Below are 17,568 nucleotides of genomic sequence, written 5' to 3' on the forward strand. Positions count from 1 at the left end.
TGAACTAAGATAAAATAATGTTATGCACTCGCACTGTTATTTTATCTTAGTGGTATCAAACTTAACTATTACATATTTTTCATTGTAAATGTCATGCTTTCAATCACTGACGTTAGTGCATCAGCTGTGTCTAATGAAGTGAGACAAGGTACGCCATTTTCAACTGATGTACGTCTGATTTGGAAACCATCACGTTCGAATTCCTTACCTTTCGTCATCGTATTAACTACAATTTGTACTTCACTTTGTTGAATACGCGTTAATAAATCATCTTCTTTGCCAATTTTACCAACAATTTCTGTTGGTATATGATGCTCAGCTAATTTATTCGCAGTACCTTCAGTTGCTAAAATTTTATAGCCTACTTCATTTAAACGATGTGCGATACTGACTACTTCTTCTTTATCTTTATCACTCACTGTCATCAATACAGTACCATGATCTTTTACTTCCATACCGCTGGCTGTTAATCCTTTGAATAGGGCTTTTTCCATTGTTGTATCTTTACCCATAACTTCCCCTGTTGATTTCATTTCAGGTCCGAGCGTAATATCAACATTTTTTAACTTATTAAAGCTGAACACTGGCGCTTTGACAAAAACACCTTCAGCATATGGTTGTATCCCTGCTTTATAGCCTAAGTCTACAATTTTTTCACCCATAATCGCACGCATTGCTAGCTGAGCCATCTGGATGTCCGTAATTTTACTTAAAAATGGTACCGTACGACTCGAACGTGGGTTCACTTCTAAGACGAAGACGCCATCATGAGCGATAACAAATTGGATATTAATTAATCCTATAATATTTAATCCTTTAGCTAGTCTAATCGTATAGTCTTCTAACGTATCCATTTCTTGTTGCGTTAATGTTTGTGGTGGATAGACTGCTATAGAGTCACCTGAGTGAACACCAGCTCTTTCGATATGCTCCATAATGCCAGGGATTATAACAGTTTCCCCGTCAGATATGGCATCCACTTCAATTTCTTTACCTGTCAAATAACTATCTACTAGTACCGGATGATCTGGGCTCGCTTTAACTGCTTGGTTCATGTAATCTTCTAGTTCTGCATCACTATTCACGATTTCCATCGCACGTCCACCTAATACATATGAAGGTCTTACAACAACTGGATAACCAATATTCCTTGCATTTTCTAATGCTTCTTTAGGAGACGTTGCTGTTTTACCTTTTGGTTGAGGCACATCGATTGTGTGTAATAATGCTTCAAATTCTTTACGGTCTTCAGCACGATTTAGATTTTCTAAAGATGTTCCTAAAATTTGAACGTCATGTTTAGCAAGTTTATCTGCTAAGTTGATAGCTGTTTGACCACCAAATTGTACAACCACACCCTTAGGTTGCTCTAAATCAATAATATTCATAACATCTTCTTCTGTTAATGGCTCGAAGTATAACTTATCAGAAATTGAAAAATCTGTTGATACAGTTTCTGGATTGTTATTAATGATAATTGCTTCATAACCTGCACGTTGGATTGCCCAAACTGCATGCACTGTTGCATAATCAAATTCTACACCTTGTCCTATACGAATTGGTCCTGAACCGAGTACAAGAATTTTTTCTTTATCTGTAACAATAGATTCGTTTTCGTATTCATACGTACCGTAATAATATGGCGTTGCTGATTCAAACTCTGCAGCACAAGTGTCTACCATTTTATAAACTGGCGTTATACCATTTTTTATTCTTAAATCATGAACTTCTTCTTCGGTCATATCAAAACGGTGTGCAATGACACGATCACTAAAGCCGTAATCTTTCGCAAATTTCAGATATTCGATGTCACCTTTATTAGCCTTCAAATCATGCTCAATATTAATGATGTGTTGGAATTTATTTAAGAAGAAGTAATCAATTTGTGTCATTTCATGAATTTCTTCTAATGTTGTTCCGCGACGAATCGCTTCACCTATAAAGAATAAACGTTCATCATCTTGGTCATTGATACGTGCTTTAATATAATCTAAATCATATGAATCTCCGTTAGGCAAACCAAGGTGATGTACACCATATTCTAATGAACGGATTGCTTTAAGTAATGACTCTTCGTAAGTTCTACCAATTGCCATAACTTCACCAGTTGCTTTCATTTGTGTTCCTAAAACACGTTCACCTTTTTCAAATTTATCAAATGGGAAACGTGGGATTTTCGAGATAACATAATCTAAAGTTGGTTCAAATGCCGCGTAAGATGTTTCTGTAATTGGATTTAACATTTCATCTAACGTTAAACCAACTGCAATTTTAGCTGCTAGTTTAGCAATTGGATATCCTGTTGCTTTAGAAGCTAATGCTGATGAACGGGACACACGTGGATTCACTTCAATAATATAATAATCCATAGAGTGTGGATCTAAAGCTAATTGCACGTTACAGCCGCCTTCTATTCCTAAGGCACGGATTACTTTTAATGACACGTCACGTAGCATCTGATATTCAATGTCTGACAATGTTTGGCTCGGCGCCACAACAATCGAATCACCTGTATGTATACCAACTGGATCAATATTTTCCATATTACACACAACGATTGCGTTATCGTTTTTGTCACGCATTACTTCATATTCAATTTCCTTGAAACCAGCGATTGATTTTTCAATTAAACATTGTGTTGCTGGACTATAATGTAGACCGTTCGCTACAATTTCTTTAAACTCATCATCATTATGACAAATACCACCGCCAGTGCCTCCCATTGTAAATGCTGGTCTTACGATGAGTGGATAGCCTACTTTTTCTTTAAACATAAACGCTTGTTCTACGGTGTTTACAATATCACTTTCAGGCACAGGTACCTCGAGTTCATTCATTAATGATCTGAATAATTCTCTATCTTCTGCCTGTTGGATAGATTCTAATTTAGTACCTAAAAGTTGCACATTGTTTGCTTCAAGTTCACCACTATCATGTAGTTGAATGGCCATGTTCAATCCTGTTTGTCCACCTAATGTAGGTAATAATGCGTCCGGCTGTTCTTTACGAATAATGCGAGCTATGAAATCATGTGTTAATGGTTCAATATATACTTTATCTGCAATTTCTTTGTCAGTCATAATTGTTGCTGGATTAGAGTTTACTAATATTACACGGTAGCCCTCTTCCTTTAATGCTAGACAAGCTTGTGTTCCTGCATAATCAAATTCTGCAGCTTGACCAATGATAATTGGTCCGGATCCAATAACTAAAATCGTTTCTATATCTGTACGTTTAGGCATTTGACATACGCTCCTTCGCTTTAAAATCATTCATCATATCGATAAACTCATCAAATAAGTAATTTGAATCAGATGGTCCTGGACATGCTTCAGGGTGATATTGAACTGAAAATGCTGGTAATGACTTATGTTTTAAACCTTCTACCGTTCCATCATTGATTGCAATATGTGTAATTTCTAAGTCACTATCAATTAATGAGTCTTTATCGATTGCGTAACCGTGGTTTTGACTCGTTATTGCAATTTTTCCTGTTTTGAGATCTTTTACAGGATGATTGGCACCTCTATGACCAAATTTCATTTTGAATGATGTGGCACCTTGAGATAAGGCGAAAAGTTGATGTCCTAAACATATACCAAAGAACGGAACGTGTCCTAGTATACCTTTAATCATTTCAACTGCGATTTTTACTTCTTCAGGGTCTCCTGGTCCGTTAGAAAGCATTACCCCATCTGGAGTCATTCTCATAATTGCCTCAGCTGAAGTATCATATGGTACGACGGTTACATTACAACCACGCAAATTCAATTCTCTAACGATATTCTGTTTTTTACCAAAATCGACTAATACGACACTCAAATCATAACCAGTTGAAACGTAAGGTGTTTTCGTTGATACTTCTGTCACCTCATTTTTAGGTAATTCAGTCGTTTTTAACTGTTCTACTAATGATTCAATTTCAGCTTTATTATCAGTATAAGCTGCTTTTAACACGCCGAAATTTCTGATTTTTCTGGTAATACTACGCGTATCAACACCTGAAATACCTGGAATATCATATTCTACTAATACGTCATGTAATGTCTTTTGTTTTCTGAAATTGCTTGGATGATCACTTGCTTCTTTAACAACTACACCATTTAGGGTAGGTACAAGTGATTCAAAGTCATCTCGATTTATACCATAATTTCCGATAAGTGGATATGTAAATGTAATAATTTGACCCGTGTATGACGGGTCCGATATTGTTTCTTGATAACCCGTCATTGCAGTATTAAAAACAATTTCTCCTACTGTTAATTGGTCAGAACCAAGGGGATAGCCTTCGTAATATGAACCGTCTTCTAAAACTAGATAGCGTTTCTTCAACATTATTGTTCCTCCTTAAATTTAACTTCACCTTCAACCATTGTTAATACTGGCGTACCATATACTTTATAACCTATAAATGGCGTATTACTTCCTTTAGATGCAAAATCCTCTGCTTTTATTTCACTTTCCTCATCTAGGTTAATAATTGTTAAATCTGCTAATCCGCCTTCTTCTAATGTACCATAAGGTAACTCGAAAGTCTGAGCTGGTTTAATCGTTAAATAATCTACTAACTGTTGTAACGACCAATCACCATTTTTTACAAAATGCGTATACAATAATGGGAAAGCTGTTTCGCTTCCAACAATACCAAATGGCGCTTTTGTCATAGGCTGTGCTTTTTCTTCTGTAGCGTGTGGCGCATGGTCTGTTGCAATACAGTCTATCGTACCATCTAATAGGCCTTCAATCAGTGCTTCTCTATCTTCTTTGCTTCTTAATGGAGGATTCATTTTATAAATCGCATCATCACCTGGAACATTATCTTCAGTTAATAATAAATGATGTGGTGTAACTTCTGCTGTCACATGTATCCCTGCTTTTTTAGCATCACGAATTGCTCTGACACTCTCTTTCGTAGATACATGACATACATGATAATGTGCGCCAGCCGCTTCTGCTAATAGCACATCACGTGCAATTTGTACTGCTTCACAAATATTTGGAATACCAGGAATGCCTAAAGCTTCACTGCGTTGCCCTTCATGCATAGCGCCACCATAAATTAAACTATTATCTTCACAATGTGCTACGACTGCTTTATTCACTTTTGCTGCCGCTTGCATGGCCTCATACATCATATTAGCTTGTTGAACACCAACACCATCATCTGTAAATGCAAACGCGCCGTTGTTAGCAAGTGTTTCAAAATCGACATGTTCTTTACCAGCTTGTCTCACTGTAATAGCTGCGTAAGGTAATACTCTTACTTCAGCGTTATCTTCTATTAATTGATTTAAATGATTTAAATTTTCTTCTGAATCAGGTACCGGACGTGTATTTGGCATTGGGCAGACGGTTGTAAATCCACCTCTTGCTGCTGCTTTTGTGCCCGTTGCTATTGTTTCTTTATGTTCCCCGCCTGGTTCACGTAAGTGCACATGTACATCTACTAAACCTGGAGAAACAAATTGTCCTTTAACATCTATAACTTCAGTATTTGTATCTACCTCAATTTGCGTAGCTATTTGTTTAATATGTTGTCCTTCAACTAAGATAGACACCGTTTCAAATTCACCATTTTTTAAGATTTTAGCATTCGTTAATAATTTCATTTGTTTCTGCCCCTTTCGATTGTAAAATATAATCTATAACCGCCATGCGTAAGTACATGCCATTTTCCATTTGTTTGAAAATGCGTGATTTTGATGCTTCTACAAGTGAATGTTCTATCTCCACACCTCTATTTACTGGTGCTGGATGCATCACGATTGCTTGTGATTTCAGCCTATTATATCTTTCTTGCGTTAAACCGTATTGATTATGATAGTTACTTACTTCAAATTGTGTTGTGTTCTCATCAGTATGTCTTTCGTGTTGTACTCTTAATAACATTACTATATCTACCTCATCTATAACAGTATCAATATCTTTATACGGCGCATCTAAGGAATCATCTTTCCAAGCATCTGGGCTAGAAAACATTACATTAGCACCAAGTGTTGTTAGACTTTGATAATTACTTCGAGCGACACGAGAGTTTTTAATATCACCACAAATTAAGATATTTAAGCCTTCAAAAGTTTGATATTCTTCGTAGATTGTCATGATGTCTAATAAGCTTTGTGTCGGGTGTTGCCCACTGCCATCTCCTGCGTTAATAATTGGTACGTTAAGCGATTTTAATTCGTCATAATAAGTGGTTTGTGAATGTCTTATTACCAGAACATCTGCACCTACTTGTTCTAAAGTTTTACATGTGTCATATAATGTTTCCCCTTTTTGAACAGAAGATGTATTTGTTTCAAAATCAATTAATTTCAGTCCTAATTTTTGTTCTGCTACTAAGAAACTACTTTTCGTACGTGTTGAGTTTTCAAAAAATAAATTTGCTACAAATTTATCTTCATAACGTCGAGGTTCTAGTTCACCTTTTTTTATTGCACTCGCACGTTTGACTAATTCATATATTTCATTTGTAGTTAGATGTTCCATCGACAATAAGTTATCCAATTTTTTAGCCTCCTCATAATGATCAATGCTTATTTATTCGCTGGTGTTTCCTTAGGTAAGATAAGATTGAGTATAATGCCTGCTAAAGCTGCTAATGCCATGCCTTCTATTTGCATATTGATACCGATGCCATTTAAGTTAAAGACGAGATTACCAATACCAATTACAAGGATGACTGATGCAATAACAAGATTGCGGTTACTTGCAAAATCAACTTCACTTTCGACTAGCATCCTCAGACCACTTGCTGCGATAATACCAAAAAGTAATATTGATACGCCTCCCATTACAGGTGTAGGTATAGATGAAACGAGCGCTGTAAATTTACCAACAAACCCTAAAATAATAGCAATAACTGCTGCGCCTCCGATGACGTAAACACTATAAATTTTTGTAATGGCTAAAACGCCAATATTTTCACCATAAGTCGTGCTTGGGGGGCCACCAATCAAACTTGCAAACATGGTAGAAACACCATCACCAATAATCGAACGATCTAAACCTGGATCTTTAAAAAAGTTACGCCCTACAATTTTGTTAATAACCATTTGATGACCAATGTGCTCACTTACAGTCACAAAGACAATAGGAATCAGGACAATGATTAATCCCATGTGAATGGATGGCGTATAGTCTTTAAATGGTAAATACACGTCCGGAAATTGTAACCATTTTGCTTGCGCTATTGGCGCAAAATTGACAAGTCCCATCAATGCTGAAAGGATGTAACCTGTGATAATACCAATTAATACTGGTATCAAAGATAGGAAGCCTTTGAAATAACCCTGCACTATGATTGTTACAATTAATGTGGTCATTGCTACTGCTAAATAACTTAGATTATATCCTTGCATCTCTGAGGAATTCTCAAACATTGCCATATTCACTGCCGTAGGTGCCAAACTTAACCCTATAACCATAATGACTGGTCCTACAACAACCGGCGGCAGTAAATGCATCAGCCATGCTGTTCCAGTTAATCTAATTGCTAACCCTATAAGTACATACATTACACCGCTCATAAACAACGCCATCAACATGTCACCTAAGCTATGTGAATTAAGTCCTGTAATAATGGGTGTAATAAATGCAAAGCTCGACCCTAAGTATGCTGGTATCTTCGCTTTGGTAATTAGTATGTATAACAATGTCCCTACACCAGAAGCTAATAACGCTGAAGATATAGGTAATCCTGTTAAAAATGGTACGAGTACAGTTGAACCAAACATCGCAAATAAATGTTGTGTACTCAGGAATGCCCATTGTCCTAATTTAGGTCTATCTTGCACATCTAATACTGGCTTAACTGTCCGTTCAAACATTGTTTCATTTTCCATGTCTTATGCTTCCTCTCATAAAAAAATCTCTTTACATTAAATTCATGTAAAGAGACTAAAAAGTATATATCTTGATTATTGCTAAGTTGATTTATAGCCATTGACATTTTGACTATAGATAACTCGCAATAAAACAAAGTATATGTGAAGAGGAATGTTATCAACATCGTGCATTTGACAACTATAAATGAATTGCTTACGTATCTAATGCTTAGATCGTAGCTGAAAATTTAAATCCTCTTCCCTTTTCCAGTCTCTCGTACTGAATTAAAAGGTGCTATTCAATTACTACTGCATTTCTATCATCGATTTCTTCAAGAAAAACTGCCACAGCTTCTTCCCTTGCTGTTGGTATGTTTTTACCAACAAAGTCTGCACGTATCGGTAATTCTCGATGTCCTCGATCAACTAGTGTAGCTAAGCCTATTTTCTTAGGTCTAGCGTATTGTAACACTGCATCTAAGGAAGCCCTCACCGTTCGTCCTGTATATAAAACATCATCAATGATAATTACGACTTGATTTGTAATATTAACATCAATTTCATATGCGCTTTCTTCAGCTTCGTTTATTGTCTGTTCTAAATCATCTCTAAATTGAGTGATATCAATCGTTCCAGTTGGTACAAGTTTCTCTTCTATGCGTTCAATTTTTTGTTGAATACGTCGCGCTAAAAATGCACCGCGCGTTTTAATACCTAGCAATATTAAATTATCAGTACCTTTATTATACTCTAAAATTTCATGTGCAATACGTGTCACCGTTCTTTGAATCGCTGCTTCATCCATAATAACTCGTTCTGACATTTTAGGCACCTTCCTTAATTTGATAAATATCTATCTCATTTAATACAAAGAAAACCTCATGCCTTTATTAAGACATGAGGTTTAGTTATAAGGTATCATAAACAAACAAGAGATTTATCTTCACTTAACTTAGATGCTTTCTCTACACAGGGATTTAACCGCTATGTTTCCCATTGCGCTGATAAACTTCAGCTACAACAGTGTTCATTTGTTTTCACAAACACACAATATGTTTATGTACCTTATATTAACTACATGTCTTCGAAGCCTCTCTGGACTTTCATTTAAAGACGTATGACGTTCTATTAAACTGTCACTATATTACCATGAATACAATTCACTTGCAAGCGGTCAATTAAAATTCAAGTTAATCATTAGAAGATGTTTATTTCATTCATACGGTGATTTTTCTTGCTTATAAACAAACATAAAAAAGCTACTAGGTTCTAAATATAGAATTCTAGTAGCTTGTGCTTATATATTAACTTGAAATCTTCAAAACTTTATCTTTCAAGTTCATGCTTATTATTTAGTATCACTTTTACGAATATCTTCTAATAATTGCTCAAAGTCTTCAGGGAGTGGTGTAGACTTTTCAATATATTCTTGTGTCACTGGGTGTTCAAAACCAATGATACCTGCATGTAGTGCTTGTCCACCAATATTCAGGGTTTTCTTCTGTCCATATTTTGGATCACCTACAAGAGGGAATCCAATATATTTCATATGTACACGTATTTGGTGTGTACGCCCTGTTTCTAATTCACATTCTACTAAAGTATAATTGTTAAAATGCTCTAATACATTAAAATGTGTAACAGCTTCTTTACCATCATCAACCACTGCCATTGATTGACGATCGTTTTTATTTCTACCAATTGGTGCCTCTATTGTACCGTAATCATGCGGTATATTGCCGTGAACAAGTGCTACGTATTTACGTGTCACAGTTTTCTTAACTAATTGATCCACTAAACTACGATGTGCAATATCATTTTTGGCTACCATTAATAGACCAGATGTGTCTTTATCAATACGGTGTACAATACCTGGACGTACTTCACCATTAATGCCAGATAAATTTTTCATTTGATACATTAAACCATTTACAAGTGTCCCTGTTGAATGCCCAGCTGAAGGATGCACCACAATGCCTTTAGGTTTATAGACGATTGCTACATCATCGTCTTCATAATATATATCTAAATTTAAATTTTCTGGATTGATATCTGCTTCTACAATTTCTTTTTCAGTTACTACAATATGGTCGTTTAACTTCGTCTTATAATTTGGCTTAATTAGCTTATCATTTACTTTTACAAGTGATAATTTAATCCAATCTTGGATCTGTGTACGTGACCAATCTGAATTGAATTCAGGTAATACTTTGTCGATACGCTGGCCAGCGTCATCTTTATTTTCTATTTTATACTCATGTATAGTCATGCAAAATCTCTCCTATTCTTCGTTCTTCATATCTGTTAACAAAGCGATAATAATTAACAAAACGCCTATCGTCAAACTAGAGTCAGCTACATTAAATATTGGGAAGTTATAACCAAATATATATGTGTCAATAAAGTCAACAACTTCGCCGTGCAACACGCGATCAATAAAGTTACCTAAAGCACCTGCAAATAATAAACTAATAGCGATTTGCATTAACAAACTGTGTTTTGCTTCTTTAATATAAAATACAATGAGCACTACGAGTATAATAACTGTAATTATATAGAAAAAGCCCATCTTCCCGCTCATAATACCCCAAGCGGCACCATCATTTCTGTGAGAAGTTATATTTAAAAAGTTGGGAATAACTTCAAATGTTTCTCCAACCTTCATTGAACTAGCAACAATAAATTTTGTGATTTGATCTAATATTAATATAACGATTGTTATGAATAAAGAAATACCAATATAGTACGGACGTTTCATGTCTGTACCTCCTATTCTAATCTCAGTCGCTTTTACAACATCTTTCATTATATCCTAATCAAACTTATAAAAAAAGTTACAGTTTGAATATCTGGTAAAAAAGTTACATTATTAATACTTAAAAGGCTAATATTATTCACATATACAATAAACCAATTAAAAAATCATCTACATTTAACAATCAAACGGCTCACCATGTTGCCTAGTTTTAAATGTAGATGAAATATTTTATGTTGATGTAATAACAGCATGATATAGAAGCGCCTACACCCAGCATATGTTTCAACATGAGTTGAATACTGCAAGTTGAAGTTGTGCCCGCGGAAAGCATGCACAAGTACTGTTACAAAATAAAAAACTATACAAATATATATTAAATAAATCTTGCTATTAACAACATAGACATAAGTTATCGAAAACATATTTCCTATTATTTTACTATTAAATCAAGGTAATGACTTGTGCTGACTCCTGCGGGAAAAGCAAGTGCCGAAGACTACAGGCTGAGGCTGTGCCCGCGGAAAGCATGCACAAGTATTGCCTTTAATACTATTATCTTTAAACACTTGCATTTTTCTTAGGATGGATATATTTATAATCTTTAACTTCGTCTTTCGTTATAATTCGGTTTGATATTTCAAAAGGCTTGTTATAATTCATTTCACTCACTTCTAATGAACCATTGTCATTTTGTTGTTCAATATAAGCTACATGACCATACTCACCTTCAGCAGTCTGTAAAATGCTCCCTACCTTAGGTGATTGATTTACTTTATAGTCACTTTTTTGTGCAAACGATGCCCAATACTTTGCGTCGTTCCAATTTTTCCCTATTTTCATACCATCTTCTCTTACTTTTTCAAAGACGTAGTGCGTGCATTGTCCTTTAGTATACGTATTATATTTCATTGGATCTAATGACCAAAAATGATTTGTTGGCTCAGTCATATCTTGGTTATCTAATCCTTCATATGCGGCAGCAACAATAATAATAGCACTTATCGCAAACATCGTACCAAGTCTTTTTTTCATTAATTCACACGACCTTATTATAATTAAATCGAAATTGTATACCATCTGGGCCTGTTAATAATTTGTGAGTAGTTTCAGGGTAATGAAAATCAATAATTGCTAAACCATATGTTCTATTATTTTCAATTCGTTTAATACTTGATAGCCAATTATTAACCACTAAATGTTGGTGATAACCATTAGAGGATAAGTAAAATGCGCCATCTGTTTCTAATGATGATGTTTCAAGTCCGAAATAATTATTATAGTACTGCTTTACTTTGCTTAAATCAATTGATTTTAAATTCAAATATCCAATGACGCTTTCATCTGGAATACCTTGCCATTTTTCATTTGATGTAAACGTTAATAGATTTGGCACGTTAATCGGTTGCGTTTCAAGCACTACTTTTTCATCTTCAAATAACCAGTCTTCAATTGGATTATCAACATAAAATTCTAATCCATTGCCTTCAGGGTCTTCTAAATATAATGAGGTTGTCACATCATGCTCTCCACCATGTACTGGAATACCCGCTTCACTTATTTGAACAAGCAAATCTGCAAGGTCTGTCTTTGCAGGCAACCTAATCGCCAAGTGAAATAATCCTGCTTCTGAATGTAATGGTTCTCTGCCCTGTATAACTTGATTAAAAGTCATAAAATGATTTAAATTACCAATCTCATATTGGATTGTTGAATAAGATTCATTTACTACATTCATACCTATGATGTTTTCATAAAATTGTTTCATTTCATCTTTATCTCTAACATTTAACGTAATGCCATTTACAAAATGTGCGCTTTGACTATGGAACATGTATAACACCTTTCTAAAACTCTAATAAATTCAGTATACTTGAAATCCATTTTTATACATTAAAAAAGCTCATTCAATACTATTATTCTTATTTATTTCTTCATAATTATCTTAGTAGTTCAAACATGAAAAGAGCCTGAGACAAAATACATGTCTCAGACTCAATTATTAATAATTGATGGTACTATGTTTTATACGAGTGTCTTTACAACTTCTTGACAACGCGGACATAAATCATCAAGTTCGCCAACTGAACCGAGTTCTTCACTATAATTCCAACAACGTTGACATTTTTCACCATGTGCGTGTTCAATACGGATATCACCATATTGATAAGCCACACCGTTTTCAACTGATTCCACTACTTCTGCTTGAGAAGTGATGAATAACTGCTGTAAATCAGAGAATTGTTGTAAAAATGATGTTGCATCAAAGTTCTCATTACTGCCAATTATAACTTTAGCTTCTAACGATTTACCAATTACTTTTTCACCACGTGCTGCTTCTAATGCACGGTTAACGTCATCACGTAAATTCATAAATGTATTCCATCTATCTAAAAATTCACGGTCAACTTCAGTGCGTTCTGGCATACGAGTTAAGTGAATACTTTCTTCTTCAACATGAGGAATATGAGACCACACTTCTTCAGCAGTATGCACTAAGATTGGTGCTAATAGTTTCGTCATATCCACTACAATTTGGTATAACACTGTTTGCATACTACGACGTTTATGAGAATCACGTTCTTCAATATATAAAATATCTTTACCATAATCTAAATAGAAATTACTTAGTTCTACGTTAATAAAGTTTTGAACTTCTTGATAGATGTCTAAGTAGTCATAGTTATCATAATGATCTAAAGTATTTGCTGTAAATTCACGTAGTCTATTTAATAGATATTTATCTACTTCTAATAAATCTGCTTCAGCTAATGCATCGGTAGCAGGGTTATAATCACTCACGTTCCCTAACATAAATCTTAATGTATTTCTGATTTTACGATACACATCAGAAGTTTGTTTTAAGATTTCATCTGAGATACGAACGTCAGCTAAGTAATCAACACTACTTACCCAAAGTCGTGCAATATCTGCACCTTTTTGTTTAACAATTTGATCTGGCACAATCACGTTACCTAATGATTTACTCATTTTTTTACCTGATCCGTCCATAACAAAACCGTGAGATAAGAGCATTTTATATGGTGATTTACCTCTTGTCGCAACAGAAGTTGTGATTGATGAGTTAAACCAACCACGGTATTGGTCACTACCTTCAATGTATAAATCAGCTGGATAAGATAGTTCCGGACGGCCTTCTAAAACGCCTCTGTGAGAAGAACCAGAATCAAACCAAACGTCCATAATATCTGTTTCTTTAGTAAATTCACCATTTGGACTACTTGGGTGTGTAAATCCTTCTGGTAATAAATCTTTTGCATCACGTTCAAACCAAACATTAGAACCAAATGTTTCAAATAAATCTGCAACATGATTAACAGTTTCGTTTGTCATGATGATGTCACCATTTTCAGCATAAAATACTGGTAATGGTACGCCCCATACACGTTGACGTGAAATAACCCATTCACCACGGTCACGGATCATATTGAAGATACGTGTTTTACCCCAATCTACTTTAAAATCAGTTACTTCGATTGCATCTAAGATATCTTGACGTACTTTATCAATAGAAGCAAACCATTGTGGCGTTGCTCTGAAGATAACAGGTTTTTTCGTACGCCAATCATGAGGATAACTATGTGTGATAAATTCTAAATTTAATAAAGCGTCTTTTTCTTTTAACACATCCGTAATTGCTTTATTAGCTTTGTCATAGAACATACCTTCAAATTGACCAGCTTCTTCTGTAAAGACACCTTTATCATCAACTGGGCTAATTACAGGTAATTTGTACTTCTGACCAACGATATAGTCATCTTCACCATGACCAGGCGCTGTATGAACACAACCTGTACCAGCATCAGTAGTAACATGTAAGCCATTGATAACCAATGAAACACGGTCAACAAATGGATGTTGTGTTTCCACATACTCTAATTCTCTACCTTTAAATTCTTTTTCTAATTCAAGCGTGTTTTCATCCCAGCCTAATGCTTCAACAACATCACTCGCTAAGTCTTTACCGATAATGTATTTTTTACCATTCACATTATATTGACCATAAGTTAAATCAGGATGTACTGTAATCGCTACGTTAGAAGGTAATGTCCATGGTGTTGTTGTCCAAATGATGAATTTTGCATCTGAATCTACAACGCCCTTACCATCTTTAACATCAAATGCTACGTAGATAGAAGCCGAACGTTTATCTTGATATTCTATTTCTGCTTCTGCAAGTGAAGATTCACTTGATGGTGACCAATATACAGGTTTTTTACCTTTATAAATTAATCCTTTGTCTGCCATTTCGCCAAATAAACGAATTTGCGCTGCTTCATATTCTGGTTTTAACGTGATATATGGATTGTCAAAATCACCTTTAACACCTAAACGTTTAAAATCTTTTTTCTGATTTTCAATTTGTTCTAAAGCAAATGCTTCACATTTTTTTCTGAATTCAGCAATAGATAATTCTTTACGTTTAACACCTTTTTTAGTTAGTGCTTGTTCAATAGGTAAACCGTGCGTATCCCAACCTGGGACGTAAGGTGCATAAAACCCACGCATTGATTTATATCTAATCATCATGTCTTTTAAGATTTTATTCAGTGCATGTCCCATATGCAAATTACCATTAGCATATGGTGGGCCATCATGCAAAATGTATGATGGATTCCCTTCATTTTTATCTAACACTTTTTGATAAATGTTTTGAGCTTCCCATTCTTCTTGGATCTTAGGTTCTTTATTTGGTAACCCTCCGCGCATTGGGAAATCTGTTTTTGGCATTAATAACGTTTCTTTATAATCCATTTTATACACTCCTTGTTTCGATTTTCATACTAAATTCAATTCATTCGTACAATAAAAAGAACTCTAAGTTCAATTAACAGGGACGATTAATACCGCGTTACCACCCTGATTAACTCAACTTAGAGTTCTCTCATTGTTCATATATTTTTTTAAAGTAACAGTGATATAAACATCTTACATATGAAAGGCTCTCACTGTCCCTAACTCGCTTTGATATGCAAAAAGATGCTTACGCGTCTGTTATTTATATTAATTACTATTTTTTATCTGTTTCAGTATTTGTAGCCTGAGCGTCTGCTTCTGCAGTACTATCTGCTTCTGCTTTCGCTTTCCTCGCTTTTTCTTCTTCAGTCAAATCATTTTCATGTAAATGATTAATATTCTCTTGAGTTACTTGTTCAGAATCAAGATCATAATTTAATAAATAATCCCAATCTTCGCTTTTTAGTAAATCAAGTTGAGCCTCAACTAACATACGGAAACGTGATCTAAATATTTTTGATTGGCGTTTCATGTCTTCAGTTTGGAATGAAAGACGACGTGCTTTTTCAACTGCATCATTAACGATTTTATTAGCTTCACTTTGTGCTTTAGAAACTGTTGCTTCAGCATCTTTAGTTGCAGCTAATTTTGTTTCTTCCCCAGCTTGTTTCGCATGAATTAAAGCATCACTTACAGATTGATGAACATCTTTATAAGACTGGATGTTTGTATCTTTATCTTCAATGACTTTCTCTAATTGCTTTTTGTCTTCTTTTAAACGTTCAATTTCGTTACTTAGTTGTTCTAAATAGCTTTCAACCTCAGTTGGTTCAAAACCAGTTTTTACGCGTGTAAAGTCTTTGTTTTTTATTTCATTTGGTGTAAAAGGCATGCGTTATCCTCCTTCTATAATACACTATTTTAGCACTGCTTTAAATATCTGAAATAGTGCTTTATGTCTATATTTTCTATTTTTTTATAATCATTTGTATGCATTCTTATTGATTAAAATCTAATTTGATTTGTTTATACGTTAGATAAGTATAACATTATTTGAATAAAGTTTTATACGAAATTCTTACTTTATCTTTTTTAGTTTTACCACCAATATCAGTAATCATTGCTCTACCATAACCTTGGATTGACAATAAGTCACCACTATCAAGTTGAAAATCTGTAGCGTCAATCATTGTATGATTGACCTTGACACGCTTTTTATCAATTAATTGTTTAGCAATTGTACGTGATTTGCGAATCATTTCTTTTAGGATGACATCTAAACGTAAACCACTCACAGTAGTTTCATATGTTTGCCAATGCTCTTTTGATTGTATCATATCTTTTATAGGAATAGAATTAAGTTTAACTGTAGCACCCTTAATTCTATTTAGCTCTAACATAATATAAGATTCCAATTGCTTTGTCAAAGTAAATTGAATTGAGTCATCTACAATAATATCTCCTAATTGTTCTCTTTCTATCCCTAAAGACATAATTGTTCCTAATATATGTTGATGTTGTAGCGTTACAAACTTTTGAGGATAGTCTATTTCAAGCAATACAATTTCAAACAGTTCTTCTTCTGGCACAAAATAATCAGGCGCAACAATGGCCCTTTTGCGTTCTGCATAAGGCCCACCAAAGAATGTCACTTCTAAATCACCATAGCTACCGACTATGACACTCATAATATATTGTCCACGTGGATCTAGAAATGGTGTTAGTATAGGCGCATACTGCTCATTCGCACGATTACACTTATCTATAAGTTGATCTATTAATTCATGTTCTTCTTTTCTAAAATGCTGATAAATATCGATGCTAATCACTCCACATACAAGAGAAAGCACCTCGCGTCATACAACGTTAGGTGCTTCTCATTTATTTTATACATTAGTTATAAGTAAACTTAAATTCTATTCAACGTAAATTTATTTAAGCTAAATTACTCAAAATTAGATTAAAAATACTCGCTAAACCTAATCGGAATAAGTAAAGTACAATTATTGCAACAATTGATGATATATCAATCATACCAATTGGAGGAATAATTTTACGGAACTGTTCTAAAAATGGTTCATAAATTTTAGCCAAAAATTGACCGAATTTATTTTCTCGTGCATTAGGTATCCATGACATAAAGAAATAAACAATCATTCCGTAATAATAAATTTGAACCAAGAATAAAATAAAACTAAATATACTTCCTAATAAACCTATATCCATTTA

14 protein-coding genes are annotated in these 17,568 nt (G+C 34.4%); all 14 read right to left on the reverse strand.

Annotation, left to right across the window (positions count from 1 at the left end):
* Positions 1 to 68: 68 nt before the first annotated feature.
* The 14 genes from carB to AAA453_RS10310 all read right to left on the reverse strand — a co-directional run bounded on the left by carB (position 69) and on the right by AAA453_RS10310 (position 17,565).
* Complete coding sequence (gene carB, locus AAA453_RS10245) at positions 69 to 3,242, reverse strand: carbamoyl-phosphate synthase large subunit (RefSeq protein ID WP_427704814.1); 3,174 nt, start codon at positions 3,240 to 3,242, stop codon at positions 69 to 71.
* Positions 3,235 to 4,335, reverse strand: coding sequence for a carbamoyl phosphate synthase small subunit (locus AAA453_RS10250; RefSeq protein ID WP_021338704.1), 1,101 nt, complete (start codon positions 4,333 to 4,335; stop codon positions 3,235 to 3,237). The genes carB and AAA453_RS10250 overlap by 8 nt, the downstream gene beginning before the upstream one ends.
* The gene (locus AAA453_RS10255) at positions 4,335 to 5,609 is read right to left on the reverse strand and encodes a dihydroorotase (protein WP_427704817.1); all 1,275 of its coding nucleotides are present in this window, start codon (positions 5,607 to 5,609) and stop codon (positions 4,335 to 4,337) included. Before AAA453_RS10255 ends, AAA453_RS10250 begins: the two co-directional genes overlap by 1 nt.
* The gene (locus AAA453_RS10260) at positions 5,587 to 6,507 is read right to left on the reverse strand and encodes an aspartate carbamoyltransferase catalytic subunit (RefSeq protein ID WP_427704819.1); all 921 of its coding nucleotides are present in this window, start codon (positions 6,505 to 6,507) and stop codon (positions 5,587 to 5,589) included. The genes AAA453_RS10255 and AAA453_RS10260 overlap by 23 nt, the downstream gene beginning before the upstream one ends.
* 29 nt (positions 6,508 to 6,536) lie before the next feature.
* On the reverse strand, positions 6,537 to 7,844 hold the full coding sequence (locus AAA453_RS10265; RefSeq protein ID WP_427704822.1) for a uracil-xanthine permease family protein: 1,308 nt from the start codon (positions 7,842 to 7,844) through the stop codon (positions 6,537 to 6,539).
* A gap of 277 nt (positions 7,845 to 8,121) precedes the next feature.
* Positions 8,122 to 8,649, reverse strand: coding sequence for a bifunctional pyr operon transcriptional regulator/uracil phosphoribosyltransferase PyrR (gene pyrR / locus AAA453_RS10270; protein WP_002507921.1), 528 nt, complete (start codon positions 8,647 to 8,649; stop codon positions 8,122 to 8,124).
* Positions 8,650 to 9,174: 525 nt separating this feature from the next.
* Positions 9,175 to 10,095 carry an RluA family pseudouridine synthase gene (locus AAA453_RS10275; RefSeq protein WP_426428843.1) on the reverse strand — a complete coding sequence of 307 codons (921 nt, stop codon included), beginning with the start codon at positions 10,093 to 10,095 and terminating at the stop codon, positions 9,175 to 9,177.
* Positions 10,096 to 10,107: 12 nt separating this feature from the next.
* Positions 10,108 to 10,584 (reverse strand): signal peptidase II, encoded by a 477-nt coding sequence (gene lspA / locus AAA453_RS10280; protein WP_002507923.1) that lies wholly within the window; start codon positions 10,582 to 10,584, stop codon positions 10,108 to 10,110.
* Between the two features lie 558 nt (positions 10,585 to 11,142).
* A complete protein-coding gene (locus tag AAA453_RS10285) occupies positions 11,143 to 11,616 on the reverse strand; it encodes a CHAP domain-containing protein (RefSeq protein WP_427704824.1) in 474 nt (157 codons plus the stop codon).
* A gap of 4 nt (positions 11,617 to 11,620) precedes the next feature.
* Positions 11,621 to 12,415 (reverse strand): VOC family protein, encoded by a 795-nt coding sequence (locus tag AAA453_RS10290; protein WP_427704827.1) that lies wholly within the window; start codon positions 12,413 to 12,415, stop codon positions 11,621 to 11,623.
* A gap of 191 nt (positions 12,416 to 12,606) precedes the next feature.
* Positions 12,607 to 15,357, reverse strand: coding sequence for an isoleucine--tRNA ligase (ileS, locus tag AAA453_RS10295; protein WP_427704829.1), 2,751 nt, complete (start codon positions 15,355 to 15,357; stop codon positions 12,607 to 12,609).
* A gap of 256 nt (positions 15,358 to 15,613) precedes the next feature.
* The gene (locus tag AAA453_RS10300; RefSeq protein WP_427704832.1) at positions 15,614 to 16,231 is read right to left on the reverse strand and encodes a DivIVA domain-containing protein; all 618 of its coding nucleotides are present in this window, start codon (positions 16,229 to 16,231) and stop codon (positions 15,614 to 15,616) included.
* A 157-nt stretch (positions 16,232 to 16,388) separates the two neighbouring features.
* Positions 16,389 to 17,168 (reverse strand): RNA-binding protein, encoded by a 780-nt coding sequence (locus AAA453_RS10305; protein WP_069832905.1) that lies wholly within the window; start codon positions 17,166 to 17,168, stop codon positions 16,389 to 16,391.
* 106 nt (positions 17,169 to 17,274) lie between these two features.
* Entirely contained in the window at positions 17,275 to 17,565 is a 291-nt protein-coding gene (locus tag AAA453_RS10310; protein ID WP_426428849.1) for a YggT family protein, read from the reverse strand.
* Between the last annotated feature and the right edge of the window lie 3 nt (positions 17,566 to 17,568).

Source organism: Staphylococcus parequorum (assembly GCF_039237145.1).
GTDB lineage: Bacteria > Bacillota > Bacilli > Staphylococcales > Staphylococcaceae > Staphylococcus > Staphylococcus equorum_A.